The organism is Allobosea sp. RIT-PG3_2, assembly GCF_057321085.1.
On record NZ_JBXWCA010000001.1, the window covers coordinates 666,828 to 687,626 of the forward strand.

Consider the following 20,799-nt stretch of genomic DNA (forward strand, 5'->3'; position numbering starts at 1 on the left):
GTCGCCATGGTTCTCCTTGCGAATTGCCTGTCACCGGCCTTCGGGCAGGACGCAGATCTCGCCAAGAAACTCAACAATCCGGTCGCAGCTCTCATTAGCGTTCCGTTCCAGTTCAACTACGACGGCCGGATCGGGCCCGGTGATAATGGTGGGCGGGCGACCCTGAATATCCAGCCGGTCATCCCCTTTCACCTCAGCCCCGAGTGGAACCTTATCTCCAGAACGGTTCTTCCAGTCATCTCACAATGGGATATTGCGCCAGGCTCGGGCCGCCAGTTCGGGTTGTCCGATACGACCCAGAGCTTTTTTCTGTCCCCACAGGCTCCTGGTCCTGGGGGAATTATCTGGGGGATCGGACCCGTGTTCCGCCTGCCAACCGCGACGGATCAACTCCTCGGCGAAAGTCGCTGGGGGGTGGGTCCAACCGCCGTTTTACTCAAGCAGGAAGGCCCTTGGACGATCGGCATCTTGGCTAATCAGGTCTGGTCGGCCGGAGGGGCGACCCGCAGTGGTGCGCACCCGGTCAACGCGACATTCGTGCAGCCGTTCATCTCCTACACGACGCACGATGCCTGGACCTTCTCGCTCAACACGGAGACGACGTACGATTGGGCCAATGAGAAGCTCACCGTTCCGATTAACGCTCAGGTCTCGAAACTGATCAGGATCGGAAAGCAGCCGATCAGCTTGTTCGTCGCCGGTCGATATTATGCATTTTCCCCAGTGTCTGGGCCAAAGGGGTTCGGCGCGCGCGCGGGCTTGACCTTCCTCTTCCCTGAGTAGGTCTCGGGAACCGAAAGGCTAAGCCACATCGACCCATCTGCGACGATCACGTCGAACCGCTCTTGGCATACAAATGGCCTATAGCCGATATCTGGAACGACCGCTTCCGGGTATTCAGTTCGCCAGTTACGGAGGCGCAGCTTAAATCGGACCCTTTCCAGACTTTTTGGGGGGCGCCGCACTTTCGCGATGAGCTGGATTTAGGATCCAGCGCAGTGATGTCGTGCGGGCGCGCGGGCTGGGCCGGGCTAATTGCTGACGTTCGTTTCGGGCATTTTCTCCAGTTCCAGCCGGACGCTTCGTTCGCCGACAGGCAGCTCAGTTAATCTCGTGGAGGCCCGGCCCCAGCCTCGGGCCGCATGCTACTGTCCTCAGGTACAATAGTGGCGCGCGACGATTGACTTTTATGTCTCCGGCAATCGTTGCCGCGCAACATTCGAGCTGCGCGGCAAGCGCTGCTTCGCCTGTTCAACGGCCTACCCCCCAGTTTTGCAAACGGAGACGTAGCATGTCGATCTGTCGACGCGGGCTGCTCGGTTTTTGCGCGAGCGTGGCAATTTCGGCGGGAGTAACCTTACCCGCCCTGGCGCAACAGCAGCCGCCAGCCCCGACCCAAAAACCCAACATTATCATGATTATATCGGACGACACGGGTTACGGCGATCTCGGCCCCTATGGCGGCGGCGCCGGCCGGGGCATGCCGACCCCCAACATTGATAAGCTGGCGGCGGAAGGCATGACATTCTTCTCGTTCTATGCCCAGCCGAGTTGTACGCCGGGCCGAGCCGCCATGCAGACGGGCCGGATGCCTAACCGCAGCGGCATGACCACTGTAGCCTTCCAAGGTCAGGGCGGCGGCCTGCCGGCAGCGGAGTGGACTCTCGGCTCGGTGCTCAAGACCGGCGGCTACAAGACGTTCTTTACTGGCAAATGGCATCTCGGCGAGGCTGATTATGCGCTGCCCAATGCGCAGGGCTATGACGAGATGAAGTATTGCGGCCTGTACCATCTCAATGCTTACACTTATGCAGACCCGACCTGGTTCCCGGATATGCCTCCGGAGTTACGGGAGATGTTCCAGAAGGTGACGAAGGGGGCTCTATCGGGCAATGCCGGCCAGCCGGCGCGCGAAGAGTTCAAGATCAACGGCCAGTATGTCGACACGCCGGTCATCAACGGCCGTGAAGGGGTCGTCGGCATCCCATTCTTCGATGGCTACGTTGAAAAGGCTGCGATCGACTATCTCGACAGCAATGCGAACACGGCGGAGCCGATCTTCATGAGCATCAATTTCATGAAGGTGCATCAGCCCAATATGCCGCATCCCGACTACATCCATAAGTCGCTGTCCAAGAGCAAGTATGCGGATTCGGTCGTGGAGCTCGATGCCCGGATCGGCCGTATCATGGATAAGGTCCGGTCAAATCCGAAGCTCGCCGGCAACACGCTCGTCTTCTATACCACCGACAATGGCGCCTGGCAGGACGTGTATCCGGACGCGGGCTACACCCCCTTCCGCGGCACCAAGGGCACTCTTCGCGAGGGCGGCAACCGCGTTCCGGCCATCGCTTGGATGCCCGGAAAGATCGCACCCAGCACCAAGAACCATGAGATTCTTGGTGGCCTGGATTTGATGGCGACTTTTGCCTCGGTCGGCCGCGTTCCGCTCCCAACGCAGGATCGCGCCAACCAGCCCATCATCTTCGACAGCTACGACATGTCCCCCGTATTATTTGGTACAGGTCGATCGGAGCGGAAATCGTGGTTCTATTTCACCGAAAATGAGCTTTCGCCCGGTGCGGTTCGGGTCAACAATTACAAGTTCCTCTTCAACATTCGTGGGGATGACGGAAGCTCTACCGGCGGCCTCGCTGTGGATAGCAATCTCGGCTGGAAAGGTCCAACCAAGTATGTCGCCACGGTGCCGCAGGTGTTCGATCTGTGGCAGGATCCGCAGGAGCGCTACGACATCTTCATGAACAACTTCACTGAACGCACCTGGATGGGGGTCGTCATGGAGGAAGAGCTGAAGAAGATCATGGCCACTTATGTGAAATATCCTCCGCGCAAGGTGCAGAGCTACGGTTACACGGGGCCAATCTTGCTGTCTGACTACGAACGATTGCAGTCTGTCCGCGAAATCCTCGCGAAGGACGGAGTTAGCATTCCGTTGCCAACCGGCAACTGACGGGGGGCATCAATGACTGAGGACGGGCCGCATCCTGCGGGACGCGGCCCGGACGAAGATTCAAAAAATGGAGTCTGGGGCAGAGAGAGGAAAAAACGATGAACTTTGTTCGATCCATGTGCGTGATGACGCTCGCCGGCCTCGCCCTGTCAGCCTGCCAATCCTCACAGTCTAGGCAGGCCGAACTCGCCAGCATTTGCGCCAATCCCGTTAATCGGCAGCCCGGCCAGTTCTATTACAACGAGTGCCAGGCGATCGCTCCATCCTCCAGTGCACAGCTTCGGAGGAATTATCGCCTCGGAGCGCCGACAGGAAACTGACGCGCACAAATGTTGACCCGACTCATTGGGCAACAGCGCTGAACATCACATTCAGGAGCCAAACATGAGTAGTCGTCTCGCCGCCGGTCTGGCTGTTACGTTGAGTATCGGCCTCGCAGGCTGCCAGTCAACCCAACAGGCGGTACAGCAGAAGGAGGACCTCCTCTCTGCGGCGGGCTTCATTCCACAACCTGCAAATACGCCACAGCGGCTTGCGGCCATGAAAAAGCTGCCGCCGAACAAATTCGTGCAGCAGACCAAGAACTCGCAGGTCGCCTACGTGTATGCTGATCCGATTGTTTGCCAGTGTGTCTACTTCGGAAACCAAGCAGCTTACGCCCAGTATCGCCAGATGGTCTTTCAGAAGCGGCTCGCCGACGAGCGGCAAATGACGGCGGCGATGAACCAGGATGCTTTCGACTTCGGGCCTTGGGATGCTCCATTCATGTGATCATAAGCCTATCCCGATTGGCGCAGGCCGCCGGACGGACTTCATCTCCACGGCCCTTGGACCGGGCATCTACACCGACAACCGCAACAACGGCTTTACCTATCGTACGACCCAGCACGGCGTCTTTTCGAGCATCGCTTATCACTTCTGATCCGTCAGCCTTCCCACGGGGATGTCATGACCGACTTGGACATCGCAGACCGAATGGCCGCTGCGCTTCGCGAACGTGACGATGTCTCGCGAGCCAGCCCTGAGCCGGCCGACATGATCGCGGTACCTGGCGGGATATTCCTGATGGGATCCGATCGCCATTATCCCGAGGAGGCCCCGGTCCATCGCGCGGCCGTCGACAGCTTCTGGATGGATCGAACGCCGGTAACGAACCGGCAGTTCAAGGAGTTCGTCAAGGCAACCGGACACGTCACCTTTGCGGAGGTCGCGCCCGACCCAAAGGATTATCCCGGAACGCCCTCTCACATGCTCTACGCGGGCTCTTTGGTGTTCTCCCAGCCAGCGGGCCCGGTCGACCGACGCGATTTCCGTCACTGGTGGAGCCTGAGGATGGGAGCCAACTGGCGCCGCCCCTATGGCCCCGGAAGCAATATTAACGCGCTGGACAATCATCCTGTTGTTCATGTCAGCTTTGCAGACGCGCTCGCCTATGCCCGCTGGGCCGGCAAGGACCTGCCGACCGAGGCCGAATGGGAGTTTGCCGCACGGGGCGGTCTCGCCGGTGCTGAATACGCCTGGGGTGGCAGCCTCTCTCCCGGCGGGCGCCACATGGCGAATACCTGGCAAGGCGAGTTTCCGCATCAGAACCTGGCCGAGGATGGCTTCGAACGCACTTCGCCGGTCACGGCGTTTCCACCAAACGGCTACGGCCTGCAGGACATGATCGGCAATGTCTGGGAGTGGACCACAGATTGGTACGCGCCCAAGCATCAGGCTGAGGCCGCGAAGACCTGCTGCATTCCACAGAACCCGCGAGGCGGCCGCGAAGACGACAGCTACGACCCCGATCTGCCGGAGATTAGAATCCCCCGTAAGGTCATCAAGGGCGGCTCGCATCTTTGCGCACCCAACTATTGCCGCCGCTATCGCCCGGCTGCGCGCCATGCGGAACCGGTCGACACCTCGACCAGCCATCTCGGCTTCCGCTGCGTCTGGAGGCCGCCGTCAACGCAACAGCCTTAGGAACGGCAACAAGCGCCGGCGCCCACCGTCAGTGAGATTCCATTTGATGGAGACCGAAATGAAATCCGTTTTGCCTTACAGCGCCGGTCTAAATCGTCGCGTGTTGATCTCAGTATTGACCGGGGTGCCTGTTCTGATCGGACCACTTCGCCCGTCAATAGTGCTGGCGCAGTCCGACCCGCTGTCGTCCTGGAATGATGGCCCGGTCAAGGCGTCGATCACCAACTTCGTCGCGCGCGTGACTACGCAAGGTGGCGCCGACTTTGTGGCGCCGGCTGAGCGCATCGCGGTGTTCGACAACGACGGCACGTTGTGGGCAGAGCAGCCGATGTACGTCCAGCTCGCGTTTGTCCTCGATCGGGTCAGGGCACTCGCTCCGCAAAACCCCGGATGGAAGACCAAGCAGCCTTTCAAGGCGGTCCTGAATGGCGATATGAGGGCGCTGGCGGCTTCGGGCGAGCAGGGCCTGATGCAACTGATCGCGGTGACACATGCCGGCATGACCTCGGACGAGTTCGCGAAAATCGCCTCGGAATGGCTTGCCACCGCGCGCCACCCGCGCTTCAAGCGTCCCTATACCGAATTGGTCTACCAGCCCATGCTGGAGCTGCTTACCTACCTGCGCGCGAATGGGTTCAAGACCTACATCGCCTCCGGTGGCGGCGTCGAGTTCATGCGGCCATGGACTGAGAGAGTGTACGGCATCCCTCCCGAGCAGGTTCTCGGCTCCTCGATCAAGACGAAATTCGAGATGCGTGACGGCAGGCCGACCATATTCCGTCTGCCGCAGATCAACTTCATCGACGACAAGGCCGGCAAGCCTGTCGGCATCAACCAACAGATCGGCCGACGGCCGATCGCTGCTTTCGGGAATTCGGATGGCGATCTCGAAATGCTGCAATGGACGACGATGTCAGGCGGCCCACGCTTCGGCCTAATCCTTCACCATACAGATGCCGAACGCGAGTTCGCCTATGACCGTCAGGCCCATTTCGGCAAGCTCGACAAGGCGCTCGACGCCGCAGCCGCTAATCAGTGGACCGTTGTCGATATGAAGCGAGACTGGAAGAAGATCTTCCCGTTTCATGATTAAGGTCGAACTGCTGTTCGGAGACTTTGGGTACTGGCGCTGCCGAGGTGTAAGGCGTGGAAAAACTTAGGTCCGACATGTGGACGCGACGCAACTGCCCACTGGTATACTCGCCTGTCGGAAACCGACTACGAATAGCGAGGCGGCCGCGACCGACCGGAGCAAGATAGGACAAGAATTTTGAGATTGCTCACGCGCCTTTTTTCAGAGGTTTCTCATTTTTTGTCTTGGCGTCGTCAGCGTTTGGCTGATTGTGTTTGTAATCTTTGATACGGCGGATCACAGGCTTCCATGGGTCGTGGCGGTAAGCCTCACTTACGGGTTGGCCGCCTATGTCATTCTGCCCAATGTAGTCCGAATGGGTCTGAAGGTCCTTCATCGGTCGCTTATCCCCCGCTACACGATCACCGGCGATGGTCTGCCCGGCGATCCCGTAAACCTCGTCCTCATCGGCACCTTGCAACAATTGCGCGATGCGTTTGCAACGGCAGGCTGGACGACGGCCGATCGCTTGGGGGCCGCAAGCTCGTGGCGAATGATACGAGCGTTTCTGCTCAACTCCCCGTATCCCAACGCCCCGTTCAGCACCCTCTATCTCTTTGGACGGAGGCAGGACATAGGTTTCCAGGAGCCCATCAATAACAGCCCGCGAAAGCGCCATCATATCCGTTTCTGGGCCCTGAGCCTCGCTCGCTCGGAGGAGGATATGGCTGCAGCGAGCTTTTGGATGAATACGGATAAACCGTCGACCGATCAGCCTGTATTATGGGTGGGCGCGGGCACCAGAGACACGGGTTTGTCGCTGGCTCGACTAACGCTCCAAGTAACCCATGCGACCGATTCAGACACGAATGCAGAACGCAGCTACATCCTCGCCCAGCTGACGGCAAAGCGGGTGATCGGGGATGTCGCATTGCATCAGTCCGGTTCACGTTTGCAAGCCGGAAAGGTGAACCACTACGTTACCGACGGCGAGATCGCCTTCGCCAGTCTGATGGAGAATTGAACACGGATTTCTACGACCGTTTCTCGCGCTGGGATCCGAGAATCCGCGCGTTGGTATCGCAGGTAGAATCTGGCAGTCGAGATCGAAACGCATGAGTGACGAACGTCGATGAGAATCGCGCGACCGGCGACCTTCTGGATCGCGGTCTCTGCGATCGCGCTCGTTACGCTGATGCTGGTGCGCCAAATACTGCTGCCATTCGTGGCCGGCACGTTGCTCGCCTATCTTCTCATTCCGGCGGTCGACAAGCTGGAGCGGCTCGGGATTAGCCGTTCCCTTGCAGCTCTGGGCGTCTTCGTGCCGATCGTCGCGGTTCTAATCGGCTTCTTCCTGGTTATGCTCCCGGCCATCGTCGGCGAGTTCAGGTTTTTTGTTGAAGAGTTTCCCGCCTACGTCACCCGCCTTCAGTCGCAGATGGGCGATGCAAGCCGACCGTGGCTGCACCGTATCATGGGCGACGAACTCCATATCGAGCAATCGACCCGCGACATCGCGAAGACGATGAGCACTAACTGGGTTGACGAGTTCCTTCGCTCGCTATGGTCGAGTGGAGAGGCCTTGGTTTCCCTTCTTTCGCTGCTGATCGTCACGCCGGTCATCGCCATCTATGTCGCCATTGACTGGCACCGAATGATAGCGACCGTCGATGGCTGGTTTCCACCGTCCTGCCGCGACGACATGCGAGCGCTTGGGCGCGAAATCCACGAGACAGTCGCTGGCTTCGTGCGCGGGCAGATCCTCATCTGCCTCGTTCTCGCCGTGCTTTATGCGACAGCCCTGAAGGCGACAGGGCTGAACCATGCAGTCTTGATCGGAATCACCGCAGGCCTGATCAGTTTTGTTCCCTATTTTGGAGCCGCAATCGGGTTTTTCGTCGCGGCCTGCGTTGCATTGGCCCAATTCTGGCCGAATTGGGGACCAGTCGCCGTTGTAGGGGGCATCTTCATCGTCGGAGAAATGCTTTCCGATTATGTGCTCTCGCCGCGCCTCATCGGTCGCCGCGTCAACCTCCACCCGGTCTGGATGATGTTCGCGCTGTTCGCCTTTGGATGGCTGTTCGGCTTCGTGGGCGTGTTGTTGGCGATACCTCTCGCTGCGTCGCTAGGCGTGATCCTGCGGTTTGCGAGGCGGCAGTCTCTGGCAGGTAAGGAGTACATCGTCGATCCGCCCCCACCGAGAGGTCCGGTGTGAGTGGTAATTCAGCACCGGAAGCGTAAGCCCTCGCCAAGAGCCACCTAAATCGTGCAGTTAAAAAGGTGGATGGTTTGGCCGAGGCAGCTGTTGCCACACTACACGCAAGCTGCCTTTGCCAGCGGCCGCTAGGGGGGCAGCCGTTCGCCAAATTGAGTTCCGGAAAGCGGACCTTCCAAAGGTCAGCTAGGGGCCAAAAGCGCCGGACGCTGTCCGGGCGGGATTCGCCATAAGCGGAACTTGGTTCTCCGGCCAAAAGCAGACGTCAGTTGCGCTGCCGCATCAGGGCCGGATTTGACCTCTTCCCCGGCCGCGCCCATTTTAGCGGGAACCGGCACCGTCTGGCGCGCCCTCATGGTGGATGTTGGCACGAAACTCCCGTGGTCCGCTGCCCGTCACCTTTCGGAAGGCACGCGCGAAATTGGCTGGCGAGGAATATCCCATCTCTGCCGCAACACGGGTGATCGAGCCATTCGTGTGCCTGAGCAACTCGGTGGCCCGCTGCAACCGTGCCGCATTCGCCAGGCTGCGAAAATCAGTGCCAGCCTGACTTAGCTCACGTTGCAGCGTTCGGACGCTGGTAGCCATCGGTCGCGCGACGCGATCGATGGACACGCTGCCGGTGAGAACCTGAGCCCGGACCTGCTCCATGACGACGTCGAGCAGATCGCGTGGAGCGCCGCCAAGCCGATCTCGGGCCACGTCCTCGATGGTGACGATCGGCCATGCCCCACGGTTAGGAGCAGCCGACAAGAGGTGGCGTTCCATGACGATCGTCACGGCGGGCGCGTTGAACAGGACGGGGCACTGGAAGAGATCTTCGAACAGCCCGATCTGGCGCGGCCTGCTGATATTGAGCTCGACGCGCAGTGGCCGCCAGTCAAAAGGCAAATAAGCCCTGAGGACGCTGAGCAGAACGCCGGCAGCCGCTCCGGCGATCATGTCGTAGCCCGCGTGGCCAGCCAAGGCAAAGACGTAGCTATAGCGTGCCTCGTCGCCGACGATGGCGACGGACATCCTGTCATGGGTGCTGTGATAAGGCAGCGCCACAATGGCCCGCTGGATGGATTGGCCGAGGGTATCGCCCCCCAGAACGTAGCGCCCGAAGCTGCCGTAATTGCCTGCGCTCATCATCGGCGCGATCAGAAGCCCGAGATTGGGCTCGCCGGCCGCCCTTGCCGCAGCATTCACGAAGCCGAGGACTGCGGCATGCGGGATGAAACAATTGCGGCCTTCGGTCAGCTCCAGATCGAAGCCTGCTGCGCGGTTTGCCCGTAGGAGCGCGCTTTCCCCGATTGCATGACGCAGGAATGCCGGCAGGCCGTGCAGGATGTGGCTCGAGATGACTGGGATCTCAGCCACGCGCGGGACGCTCCGGAATGCTTGCAAGGTTGGCGCAAAATGAGTGGTCTCAAGATCTGATTGGTGCTTTGTCACACAGTATAAGTGCTCCCGGCAAACGGAAAACCCCATTTTTCGCCGTTGGCATTAGCTTTGGTATGGCTGAAGGAGCCTGCGTCCGTGAGCGGGAGGAAATTGATCAGGCTAGCTAAACTGGCATTCTCCGCAACCTTGTCATGTTCGGGAGTGGTGCTGGCGGAAGATTCAACGGGCAGCCCCGGCGATCTGGCCAAGGCGGCGCAGAACCCCGTTGCCGACATGATCAGCGTGCCGTTCCAGAACAACTTCAACTTCAATGTCGGTCCGGACAAACAGCTGCAGAATGTCCTCAACATCCAGCCGGTGATTCCGATCACGCTAAACAAGGATTGGAACCTGATCACGCGCTGGATCACGCCTGTGATCTCGCAACCGGCCCTGACGGTGAATGGCGACCGCGAGTTCGGCCTGGGCGACATCAACCCCAGCTTCTTCTTCTCGCCGAAGCAGCCAACTCACGGCATCATCTGGGGCATCGGGCCGACCGTCGTACTCCCCACCGGCACCGACAAGAGCCTCACGTCCGGCAAGTACTCGGCGGGGCCGGCCTTCGTAGCCCTGGCAATCGAAGGGCCCTGGGTTGTCGGCGTCCTCGTCAACAACGTCTGGTCCTTCGCGGGCAAGAGTACCCGCAGCACAGTCAACGCAATGACGCTGCAGCCGTTTGTGAACTACAATTTCCACGGCGGCTGGTATCTGACATCCTCCCCCGTCATCACCGCCAACTGGGAAGCCGGCCAGGGCGACCGCTGGACGGTGCCGATCGGAGGCGGTTTTGGGCGCGTGTTCAACATCGGCCATCAGCCCGTCAATGCGCAGCTGGCAGCCTACTATAATGTCGCAAAGCCCAGCGGCGCCGCCGATTGGCAGCTGAGGGCCCAGCTCCAGTTCCTGTTCCCGAAATGATGGGCGAACGAGCCGCTCATGGGTGCCTCTCGGGGGGCGTGACCGCGCCAAACGCCGACATACAAGCGGCTGTGAATAGGCCGTTCCTGCATTGTCAATAATCGCAGACGTCGCGTAACTTCATCTTGCTACCTACGCGCGCTCAGCCACGAGTTGTGAACCCGAAGGAAGTGTTCAAATGATCACGAAACGCGATCTGCTTGGCTCTGCTGCGCTGGCGGCGCTCACCGCCACGATGGCAAAGGCCGACATCGTCTCCCCTCCGGTCATTGAGCAGAACAGTGTCGAATGGCCCAGCCTGTTCGAGGCCAAGGACATCGCCGAGGAAGGCTTCATCTACGGCCTGCCGCTGGTGATGTATTATGCAGTGATGCAGGAGTTCGCCGTCGATAGGAACTCGGGACAGTTCAAGGCCCCATTCAACGAAATCAAAAACCTGAACCATGTCGCCACCCCGGCGGACACGGCAATCATCACGCCCAATAGCGATACGCCTTACTCGTTTATCTGGCTGGATTTGCGTGCTGAACCCATGGTCATCTCGGTGCCCGCGATCGAAAAGGACCGCTATTATTCGGTCCAGCTCATCGACGGCAACACTTACAATTTTGGCTATATCGGCACGCGCGCCACGGGGACCGAGCCGGGCGACTATCTGGTCGTCGGGCCGGACTGGAAAGGTGGAACGCCCGCTGGGATCAAGCGGGTCTTCTCATCGACAACGCCGTTCCCGCTCGCGATTTTTCGCACTCAACTGTTCAATCCCGGCGACATGCCGAATGTCGAGAAGATCCAGGCCGGCTACAAGGGGCAGCCGCTTTCCGCTTTCCTCAAGCAGCCCGCCCCGCCCGCCGCGCCGAAGATTGATTTCGTTCCCGCCAGCACGGCCGGGATCAGGCATAACTTCTTCGAGTATCTCGACGCGGCCCTGCAATTTGTCCCCGAGACGGCAAGGGACAAGGCGGTTCGCGCGAAGCTTGCGAAGATAGGCATCGGCCCCGCCAAGACCTTTGCGTTCAAGGATCTGTCGTTCGAGCACAAGGCCGAAATCCTGGTGGCCATGAAGCAAGGCAACGGCAAGGTCGACAAATGGCTGGCCGGTGGAAACAAGAACATCAACGGCTGGAACATTGGCTCGTTCTTCGGCGACGAGGCCTTCTATAACAGCGATTGGGTGATGCGGGCCGGGTCTGCAAAGGGCGGTCTCCTCGGCAATGACGCTGTAGAAGCCATGTACCCCTATACCCGCACCGACGCGACCGGTGAGGCGCTCGACGGCAGCAAGTACAAATACACCATCACCTTCGCACCCGGCCAGTTGCCGCCAGTGAATGCGTTCTGGTCGGTTACGATGTACGACGGCAAGAGCCAGTTCCTGGTGAAGAACCCGATCAATCGCTACCTCATCAACTCTCCGATGTTGTCGGGCATGAAAAAGGACGCGGATGGCTCGCTGACTCTGTACATCCAAAAGGACAGCCCCGGTGCGGACAAGGAAGCAAACTGGCTTCCGGCGCCGGATGACAAGATCTATCTCGTGATGCGCCTCTATTGGCCGAAGCCAACACAGCTGTCGATCCTGCCGGCGGGCGCAGGAACATGGCAGCCACCGGGCGTGAAGCGGGTCTGATAGTAGACGAAAGGATTTGCGCGCCCCTTAGTCGCAAGTTCATTGCGATAATGCGGTCATCGTCCGTGCCGTCTGCAGATTTGGCATAATATTCAATCGGAATTATCGCCATGGCGACCCGAAACTGGGTCTCCAATATGATCGGCTTGCCATTTTCGCTCAATAGCTGTGGCTCTTACACTTTCAAACAGGAGATCATAATGCCCAAAACTCTCGCTGTGACCTGAGACCCATTTCTCCTCCGGCCTGAGGGAGAGTCCTAGGTTTGATTGATCCGAGACCACGCGCATCGGTGAGCGCATCGAGATCGATGGATGGCGCGTGAGCCTGCAAACTCTGCTCATCAAGGCTCGGTTATGGAAACAGCTCGATGTCGTGACCAGGCAAAAAGTCGAGACTGCTCGCCCTTGGCTTATATTGGCGCTTGATCGGGCATCGCGCATCGTTCTGGCCATGCGCCTCGTCGACCAGATCAATTCCGACGAGGCGATCGCCACCATTCGCATGATCTTCGCCGACAAAACCCGTCTCCTTGAAGGCACTGGCGCGGTTTCTGATTGGTCGATGGCCACTGGAATCGGCACCCTCGCCTACGACCGCGGTAGCGAATTCGCGGCTTTTGAAACGACCCGGGCTGTGACCGGGACTGGCGGGAGCCCCTCCCATACGCCGAAAGGGATGCCCTGGTTCCGCGGAGCCGGCGAGCGCATCTTCCTCACCGTAGAGCGGCGCTTCATGGGCCACTTTGCCGGACGCACCTTCTCGAACGTCGTCGAGCGCGGCGACTACCCGTCCGAAAGAAAGGCGAACATCCCCTTGGACGTGCTGGCGCGGATGCTCGTACGCCATGTCGTCGACGACTACCACAACCGTCCACACCAAGGGCTCGGCGGCGAAACCCCGCTCAATGCCTGGAACCGCCTGGTGAAGCTCACTGGGAGGATCCCGTTGCCGGACACAAACATGCAGCGCCACATTTTCGGGATCGAACACATTGCCACGCTCGACAAGTCCGGCGTCGAGCTCCTCGGTTTGCGTTTTGCAAGCAAGGACATCCATAGGCGGTTCTTGCAGGTCGGCGAAAGCGAGGTCCGCGTCAAGCTCGACCCGGCAGATATCGGCTGCATCTCGCTCCAGTTCGGCAACGAGTGGTTCAACGTCCCCAACGTCAAGCGGGACCTGAGAGGCGTTTCGCTGCGCGCCTGGATCGACACCGCTACCGCACTGCGCGCACGCTTCAAGAAAGAGGCGGAGCTGTCGCGTCAGATCGTTCTCGACGCACTGCGTGACAACGAAGCGCTGGCCCGCGAATACCAGCGCGAGGCCGGCATCTCCGAGGAGCTGGAGACGCCTGCCGAAGTGGAGCGCGCCATCAGGCATATGGGCTTGTCCTTCCGGCTGCCGTCCTGGGACGAGGACACCCCCGTCAACGATCCCAACTACGATCTGCTCGACGACGTCATCCCGGTCTCCGGTGCCGCCGACATGACAGCAGGCCCGGTGGAGACCCAGCCGACTGACGAGTCACCCGACGAGGCCGCCTCCTGGCAGATGGGCGATCGCAAGGAGGGTACGCCATGACGCTCCCGGCCGATCGCTCGACCCAGGTTCTGCAGAACTTCCTGACCGCGCTCCCACAAGAGGAGCGCGACCAGATCGCGCTGATGGAGCGCGTCAAGTCACGCGTCCTGCGAACGCATGATCGCGATGGCGTAGCCAACGCCGCTTCACCTTCCTAATTCGCGATCTCGTGACGCGCGTCGATCCCACGCGCCCGCTCGGCCCCGGCAACCGGATGGAAACCCGCGCGCTCGTCGTCACGGGCCGGACGGGCGCCGGCAAGAGCTCGCTCCTCTCCCGGATGTTCGCCAACCATCCGGGCTTCACCGGCTACGGCATCCCGCACTCGCAATGCCCTGCGATCACGATCGGAACCCCCTCCCCGTGCACGCCGAAAGCCCTCGGCCTCGAAATCCTGCGCGCCCTTGGCTACCCCATGTCCGCGAGCCGAACCCAAGCCTACATCTTCTCCATGGTGCGCGAGCGGTTGCAGCAGAGAGGCATCCTCGCCCTGCACCTCGACGAGGTGCACAACGTCTTGGAGAACGCCAGCGAGCGTGACGTCCGCGAGATCCGCAAGGTGTTCAAGACCTTCATGGCCTCGGATGCCTGGCCGGTCGTGCTGGTCCTGTCTGGCTTGCCGCAGATCGCCAGCTTCTTTGAAGGCTTGGCGGAGACAGACGACGATGGGCAGACTCGCGCCGACACCAAAGGCGAAGTGCGCAGGCGCAGCCAGTTCATCCACCTGCGGTCTCTGAGCCTGCCTGGCGACATCGCAATGGTGTTCGCAGCGCTCCAGGACATCGCGTCCGTTACCGGCCTCAGCTTCGCGACAAACATCAAGAGCGAGGTCGTTCCCAGGCTTATTCATGCCGGAATGCTTGAGCTCGGCACGACATTGCAGCTGACCCACGAAGCTATCGGCAATGCAATCGCGGCGAACGCACAGCAGCTAAATATCCAGCACTTCGCCCGCGCCTACCAGGCTCGCACCGGATGCGCCGACAGTGTGAACCCCTTCATCGCAATCCGTTGGGAGGCGCTCGACTGCACCCTGGTGCTCAAGAAAACCCAGGCCGAGGCGGAGGCAGCAAGCCACGCCCTCGAACTCAGGAACGCGAGGAAATTGCGATGAGACTCTTTCCCACCACTCCCTTCATCCCCGCCGAAACGCCGGCCAGCTTTGCCTCGCGCCTTGCCATCGTGAACAGCGTAACGCTCAGCAGTTTCTGCAGGGATTTCCAACTCGGGCAAGTGGAGCTGACCCGCGGCACCACCCAGAGCCTGGAGCGTCTGTCCGAGCTCACCGGTGTCGATCCAGGAATGCTCATGCAAGCTACATGGCGAGCCGAGCACCCATTCGCGCATTTCCGCGGCCACGCCTTCGGCACCAAGGACCGTGACGCCGAAGGTTCGCGGGCATGCATCCAGTGCCTCCTTGATGATCATGCGGCCGACCCTAGCGGCGCCTGCATCTGCTTTCGCGGCGAGTGGAGAATCTCGTGCCTGCACACCTGCGAAGTCCACAACGCCCCCATCGTCACGTTGCCAAAAACCGCCCGGCAGTTGAGATGGGATTTCGTTGCACGCGTCCTCGCGCAGAGGAACGGGTTGATCGTTCCATCGCTGAGACGCGCTCCTTCGGGTTTGGAAACCTACGTCCGCTCGCGGGTGAACGGAGTGTCCCAAGAGCCAAACTGGCTTGATGCTCTTCCTGTGCGAGCAGCGGTCGCAAGCTGCAACGCAATCGGTGCAACGGCTGTATTCGGTGGCGAACATAACCGCGACCTGCTGACCGATGACCACTGGTGGGAGGCCGGCGGCAAAGGATTTGAGATCATATCCGGTGGCGCTGACGCTATCGCGGCATTCCTGAGGGATCATCAAGTGCCGACTCATGGCTCGCTGCACCTGTGGCTTTGCAGCGCTAAAGCCAGCGACCCCGTCTACGATCCCTTTCGAGATATCTTGACGCATCATTTCGTGGACACCGTCGCCTTCCACCGGAATGCTAGGATGTTTGGGAAGCCGCTTCCCGCCCGAGAGATTCACTCTGTCGTGACGGCCGCCGAAGAATTCGGGATTTTTCCCAAATTCATTCGCCGCATCGTGCTCGCCAGGCTGCCCGAAGCCGAAGTGGAACAGGAAAAGGCTGACGGCGAACTGACGTTCAAGGCGGCCGACTTCGCTGACGAATTCCGCAGGCTCGCATCAGCCCTGCTAGTGCGAGACCTTCCCAACTATGCCGGATGCAAGCCGATGACCGCGCAAACCCTGGTCAGAAAAGGCTTCATCAAGCCGATCCTAACCCCCAACGGCGATCGCCTCGGCATTCTGCGTTTCGCGCGCGAGGACGTCGATGCGTTCCTGGGACGACTGTCTGCTTGCGCCGAGATCGTGCAAGAAGCACCTCAGGGCGCGCTTCCCATTGCAATCTCGCCAGCGAATGTTCCATGCACCGTCGACGTTGTGATCAACCTCATTCTGAATGAGGAACTGTCCTGGTTGCGCCGCATCGAAGGCGTCCATGGTTTCGACGGACTCCTCATCGACGCCAGCGAGGTTCGCAAGAAGGCCTTCGGCCCTGCGCCCGGAAACCTAACCTTCCATCAGGCTTTCCATATGATGGGCGTGGGCGGGGGTGCGTTTCACCGGCTCGTCAGGGCGGGTCTGATCGAACTGCTGCCGATCACCCAGCCAGGCAATCGCCCAGCGACGCCGCACATCACCTTCGAGGAAGTCATCAGGTTCCGAAACAAATATGCCTCCCTCTCCGATGCAAGCAAGCAGCTCTCGATGAACCCTCGGCACATCAAGTCGGCGCTGGACGCGGCCGGGATCCATGCCCTGGACCTTGGACTCGTCCCCTCCGGCTGTACGAGCGCAAGCATATCGCGCGCGTATTTCCGTCCGTCATGGAGAACATCGGGAGGCCCGAAATCCTCCCACGGACGCCGCGTACCAGGGCGTGGCTCGGAACCTCGCTGCCAAACGACGGCGAGCCTTCCGCTCAGCGCAAGAGGAATTTGGCGATCTCGGCGACCGGAGAACAGGGTTCGGGTGAGCCCTCGGGTTAGAATGCGTCGGGGCGCTACGCGGCACCCCCCGCCCCCACCCATGAGTTTGCGGCGGTCGATCTAATCTTGCTCAACGCCGATAGCCCGCCCGGAACGCGGCGCGCTCAATCGCAGATCTAAAAATTCTTCCACTGGCGAAACCGTAATCGGCCCCGAGCAACTCCCTGCTCGGGGCCGATTGCGTTGTGCGTCCGCGCGATGTTTTTCGTCCTGTTTCAAGCCGGTTTTGCCGGCCTGGGGCTGCATTTCGTAGCCAGAATGCCGACAGACTATGACTTCAAATGCCGACAGACCTTCTGCAGCGTCGAAATTAGACATCAACAATATCAGATACTTACAAAGGCCCCTGCCGACAAACTATGCGTTTCGCACACCCTGCCAGATGGTGACGCGGATCAGGCCTCCACCTCTCCGTTCACGGCCTGCGCCCGGACCTGTGAGGGCTGGCGGCCGAAACGCTTGCGGAAGCAGCGATTGAAATAGGAGAGATCGCCGAAGCCGACCTCGTAGGCGACGGCACTGATGGTCAGCCCCGCCCCATCGGCGGTGACGAGGCGGTGCCAGGCGCGGTCGAGCCGGCGCTCCAGCACATAGTCCGAAAAGGTCCTGCCCGCGCCTTCGAACAGCTTCTGGACGACTCGCGCGCTGACGCCGTGCAGGGTCGCGATCATGTCGACGCCGAGATCGCGCCGATCGAGCCTGGCCTCGATATCGGCCTTGATCGCGGCGAGGCGACCGGCCCGCCGGTCCGTCGCGGCGACCGGCGCGGAGGATTCCAGGTCGGACAGCGCGGCCCCGACCAGAGCATGGACATGGGCCTTGGCCAGCGCCTGAAGCTCGGCCGAGTTCAGCGGCAGCAGGCCGCGCAGCAGCAAGGCGCCGTAATGCGCCAGCGCCTGCAGCCCCGGATTGGAGCGCGGGATGACGCGCATCAGCGCTGCCGGCTCCTCGCCGAGAAGCGGCAGCAAGCCTGCGTCGAGTTCGATCACATCGATGCGACCGGGCTGGGCCAGCACGAACTCGGCCGGGCTGTCCAAGGCAAGCGCCGCCGCCTCGCGCGGCCGCAGCGCGATCCGCCTCTCGCCCTGGCGGATGACCACGCGTCCTTCGGCCGGCCGCACGAGAATATGGCGCGGGCCCTCCCCGCCCCGCCCCGGCGACGACCAGATCCAGTGCGAGGCCGGGGCGAAGCAGGAGCGCAAGCCGATATCGGGGCGCGTGGTCAGCACACAGCGCGCATCGAAGAGCAAGGTCAGGTCGGGAGCCGTGGCCTCGCGGGCCGCATTGCGGCCGAGGATGCGCCGCGAAAGCGTGCTCGCCTCGTCGCGCCCGACATCGGCCGAGATCAGCCAGAACGGCACGAAACTCGCCGTTTCCGGCGACTCCTCCGGCCCGGAGCGTGGCAGCGCGGTCACATCTCCCATTTTCGACACCGGATTCGTCTCAGTCCTATGGCGCGTTCGCAGAAGTCCAAGCTTAGACCTCAGCAATATCGATACAGCAACAACTGAAACAGATCACGAGACTTTGCGAATCCCTTCTCGCAATGGAACAGCCCTACTTTACTATAATTCTAAAAAGCGAATTCTGAGACACTCCAAGTAAATGCTCTTCGAACGGCTTCGACGCCTCTGCTCAAGACATGGGCAGAGGTGCAGCCGGCACCGCCAGGTAGAACCATGACACGATCGCTCAGCCTCGCCACAAGCTTCATTGCCCTCTTCGCCTCTTCCATGGCGGTGGCGCAGGTTTCGCCGCAGTCCGCGTCGCGCCCCGCCACGCCTGCCGCGGCCGCGCCTCAGGCGAACGTGATCGACCTCGACACCATCACCGTCACTGCCGCGCGGGCCGAGCGCAGCACGGCCGAGATACCGCAGTCGATCCAGGTGATTGGGCGTGGCGAGATCGAGGAACAGCTCAAGTTCAGCCCCAACGCCGCCACGGTGCTGGGCAAGCTGGTTCCGGGCTATTCGATGTCGACGCAGACGGTCTCCAGCGCCTCGGAGAACTATCGCGGCCGCGATCTGCTGGTGATGATCGACGGCGTACCGATGAACACGCCGCTGCGCGACGTCTCGCGCATCCTGTCGCTGATCGATCTCAACACCGTGGACCGCATCGAGGTGGTCGCTGGCGCCTCCAGTCTCTACGGCGCGGGCGCGACGGGCGGCACGGTCAACTTCATCACGAAGAAGGCCGCCGAGGGAAAGCCGCGCGTGACGGTCAACACGGCCATCCGTGCCTTCACCCAGAACGTCGGCCGCTCGCTGGCGCCTGAGGCTTCGGTGACGGTCTCCGGCAAGGTGCCTGATGGGATCGACTACTTGTTCTCCGGGCAGATCCGCGGCGCCGGGCGCACCTATGACGGCGCCGGTCGGGAACTGCCCTCGGACGGGCTGCTCGGACAGGGTGGCGGCGACCGCTACAAGGCCGGCAATCTGCTCGCCAAGCTCGGCTACGACTTCGCCGGGGGCAAGCGCATCGAGCTCAATGCTTCCTGGATCGGCTTCGACCAGGACCCGAAATACCTGACGAACTACGCGGCCCCGTTCGCACGGCCGGACCGGACCCAGCTCTATAACGGCCAGAGCGTTCTGGAAGACACCAAGTCGATCTCGCTGCGCTACAGCGACGCCGATTTCGCGCTCGGCAAGCTCAGCGTCCTCGGCTACTACAACGACATAAAGAAGCGCTTCAATTACTCGACCTTCTCCTACCCTTACAATTCGCAGGTCTACTATTCCTTCAACCCGCTCTCGCCGACGAGCCGGGACAACCAGACGACGCTCTATTCGCAGCGCGGCGGCGTCAACGTCACCATCGACACCTCGCTGGATCGCTTGCTGCCCGGCGCCAAGCTGACCTGGGGCGGCGATCTCATCCAGGAGAAAACCTGGCAGACCCTGACCAGCGGGCAGGACGTCTTCACGCCGCTGCAGCAGACGACGGCCGCCGGCTTCGGCCAGCTCCAGATCCCGATCGGCGACCGTGTCGTGCTGCGCGGCGGCCTGCGCTACGAGCACTTCTCGCTCTCGGTCAGCGACTATACCCGCCCGGCCGCCTATGCCGCCGTCGCCGCGAACAATGCGCTGGGCTACCAGTCCTTCGTGCTGCCGGCCCTGCGCGTCCTCGGCGGCGATTTCGACTATTCGGCGCTCACAGCCAATATCGGCGCGACGATCAAGCTCAACGAAACCAGCGAGATCTTCGGCGGCTTCTCGCAGGGCTTCGCGCTGCCCGATATCGGCGCCTTCACGCGCCGCGCCGGCATCTCGACGCAATATGCATGCCCCGTACAGCTGCCGAACTGCCTGCCGGCCAACCGGCAGACCATCAGCTATTCCTCGATCGCGCCCCAAGCGCAGATCGTGAACAACTACGAGCTCGGCATCCGCGGCAGCTATGACCGCTTCAAGGGCTCGCTGACCGGCTATATCAGCACCTCCGACGAAGGCGTCACCTTCGACCCCGTCTCCAACACCATGTCGCAGCAGAAGGAGCGGATCTGGGGCGTCGAGGCGACCGGCGACGTCACGGTCACCGAGGCCTTCACCATGGGTACCGTGCTGTCCTATCGCGAGGGCCGCTACGATACCAATGCCGACGGCAAGCTCGACAGCAACCTGCCCAACAACCGCATCGGCTCGCCCTGGCGCGGCATGCTCTATGGCAGCTACCGCTTCGTGAACGGCATGCAGCTGCGCGTCGAGGGCGAAGCCTTCTCCGACCGCGACGTCGCGATCGACCTGCGCGGCACGCGATACAAGCTGAAGGGCGCCGCCACGATGAACGCCGCGCTGACCGCGCCGGTCTGGGATGGCGAGGCCTATGTCGCCGTCAACAACCTGTTTGACCGCAACTACCAGAACCCGACCGCGACCTCGGTGCGCAATCTCGCGAACTACAGCTGGGGCCGGACCGTCACCGTCGGCTTCCGCAAGACCTTCTGAGGGCGGCGCGACA

16 protein-coding genes are annotated in these 20,799 nt (G+C 61.1%); 14 read left to right on the plus strand and 2 right to left on the minus strand.

The window, feature by feature from the left end; translation table 11 throughout:
* Positions 1-6: 6 nt before the first annotated feature.
* From AC2FAN_RS02995 to AC2FAN_RS03025, 7 genes are all read left to right on the plus strand, one after another.
* Entirely contained in the window at positions 7-783 is a 777-nt protein-coding gene (locus AC2FAN_RS02995) for a transporter (RefSeq protein WP_485172659.1), read from the plus strand.
* Positions 784-1,291: 508 nt separating this feature from the next.
* Positions 1,292-2,971: an arylsulfatase gene (locus AC2FAN_RS03000; RefSeq protein ID WP_485172660.1), complete on the plus strand. Its 1,680-nt coding sequence runs from the start codon at positions 1,292-1,294 to the stop codon at positions 2,969-2,971.
* Between the two features lie 384 nt (positions 2,972-3,355).
* Positions 3,356-3,742 (plus strand): hypothetical protein, encoded by a 387-nt coding sequence (locus AC2FAN_RS03005; RefSeq protein WP_485172661.1) that lies wholly within the window; start codon positions 3,356-3,358, stop codon positions 3,740-3,742.
* 264 nt (positions 3,743-4,006) lie between these two features.
* Positions 4,007-4,936 carry a formylglycine-generating enzyme family protein gene (locus AC2FAN_RS03010; RefSeq protein ID WP_485173046.1) on the plus strand — a complete coding sequence of 310 codons (930 nt, stop codon included), beginning with the start codon at positions 4,007-4,009 and terminating at the stop codon, positions 4,934-4,936.
* Positions 4,937-4,994: 58 nt separating this feature from the next.
* Positions 4,995-6,029: an HAD family hydrolase gene (locus AC2FAN_RS03015; protein ID WP_485172662.1), complete on the plus strand. Its 1,035-nt coding sequence runs from the start codon at positions 4,995-4,997 to the stop codon at positions 6,027-6,029.
* A 355-nt stretch (positions 6,030-6,384) separates the two neighbouring features.
* Positions 6,385-7,032, plus strand: a complete 648-nt coding sequence (locus AC2FAN_RS03020; protein WP_485172663.1) for an LssY C-terminal domain-containing protein — start codon at positions 6,385-6,387, stop codon at positions 7,030-7,032.
* Positions 7,033-7,140: 108 nt separating this feature from the next.
* Positions 7,141-8,223: an AI-2E family transporter gene (locus tag AC2FAN_RS03025; protein ID WP_485172664.1), complete on the plus strand. Its 1,083-nt coding sequence runs from the start codon at positions 7,141-7,143 to the stop codon at positions 8,221-8,223.
* A 321-nt stretch (positions 8,224-8,544) separates the two neighbouring features.
* Here the strand turns inward: AC2FAN_RS03025 and AC2FAN_RS03030 are convergent, their stop codons facing one another.
* Positions 8,545-9,585 (minus strand): helix-turn-helix domain-containing protein, encoded by a 1,041-nt coding sequence (locus tag AC2FAN_RS03030; protein WP_485172665.1) that lies wholly within the window; start codon positions 9,583-9,585, stop codon positions 8,545-8,547.
* Positions 9,586-9,813: 228 nt separating this feature from the next.
* On the opposite strand from AC2FAN_RS03030, the gene AC2FAN_RS03035 reads away from it, so the two are divergent.
* From AC2FAN_RS03035 to AC2FAN_RS03060, 6 genes are all read left to right on the plus strand, one after another.
* Entirely contained in the window at positions 9,814-10,569 is a 756-nt protein-coding gene (locus tag AC2FAN_RS03035; RefSeq protein WP_485172666.1) for a hypothetical protein, read from the plus strand.
* Positions 10,570-10,747: 178 nt separating this feature from the next.
* Positions 10,748-12,199, plus strand: coding sequence for a DUF1254 domain-containing protein (locus AC2FAN_RS03040; RefSeq protein WP_485172667.1), 1,452 nt, complete (start codon positions 10,748-10,750; stop codon positions 12,197-12,199).
* A 321-nt stretch (positions 12,200-12,520) separates the two neighbouring features.
* Positions 12,521-13,780, plus strand: a complete 1,260-nt coding sequence (locus AC2FAN_RS03045; RefSeq protein WP_485172668.1) for a transposase family protein — start codon at positions 12,521-12,523, stop codon at positions 13,778-13,780.
* Positions 13,777-13,938, plus strand: coding sequence for a hypothetical protein (locus tag AC2FAN_RS03050; protein ID WP_485172669.1), 162 nt, complete (start codon positions 13,777-13,779; stop codon positions 13,936-13,938). Before AC2FAN_RS03045 ends, AC2FAN_RS03050 begins: the two co-directional genes overlap by 4 nt.
* A gap of 11 nt (positions 13,939-13,949) precedes the next feature.
* A complete protein-coding gene (locus tag AC2FAN_RS03055; RefSeq protein ID WP_485172670.1) occupies positions 13,950-14,894 on the plus strand; it encodes a TniB family NTP-binding protein in 945 nt (314 codons plus the stop codon).
* The gene (locus AC2FAN_RS03060) at positions 14,891-16,900 is read left to right on the plus strand and encodes a TniQ family protein (protein WP_485172671.1); all 2,010 of its coding nucleotides are present in this window, start codon (positions 14,891-14,893) and stop codon (positions 16,898-16,900) included. Before AC2FAN_RS03055 ends, AC2FAN_RS03060 begins: the two co-directional genes overlap by 4 nt.
* A gap of 331 nt (positions 16,901-17,231) precedes the next feature.
* On the opposite strand, the gene AC2FAN_RS03065 is transcribed toward AC2FAN_RS03060, so the two are convergent.
* A complete protein-coding gene (locus AC2FAN_RS03065) occupies positions 17,232-18,260 on the minus strand; it encodes a helix-turn-helix domain-containing protein (RefSeq protein ID WP_485172672.1) in 1,029 nt (342 codons plus the stop codon).
* A gap of 255 nt (positions 18,261-18,515) precedes the next feature.
* Here AC2FAN_RS03065 and AC2FAN_RS03070 point away from each other — a divergent pair, with 255 nt between their 5' ends.
* Complete coding sequence (locus tag AC2FAN_RS03070) at positions 18,516-20,786, plus strand: TonB-dependent receptor (RefSeq protein ID WP_485172673.1); 2,271 nt, start codon at positions 18,516-18,518, stop codon at positions 20,784-20,786.
* Positions 20,787-20,799 lie beyond the last annotated feature (13 nt).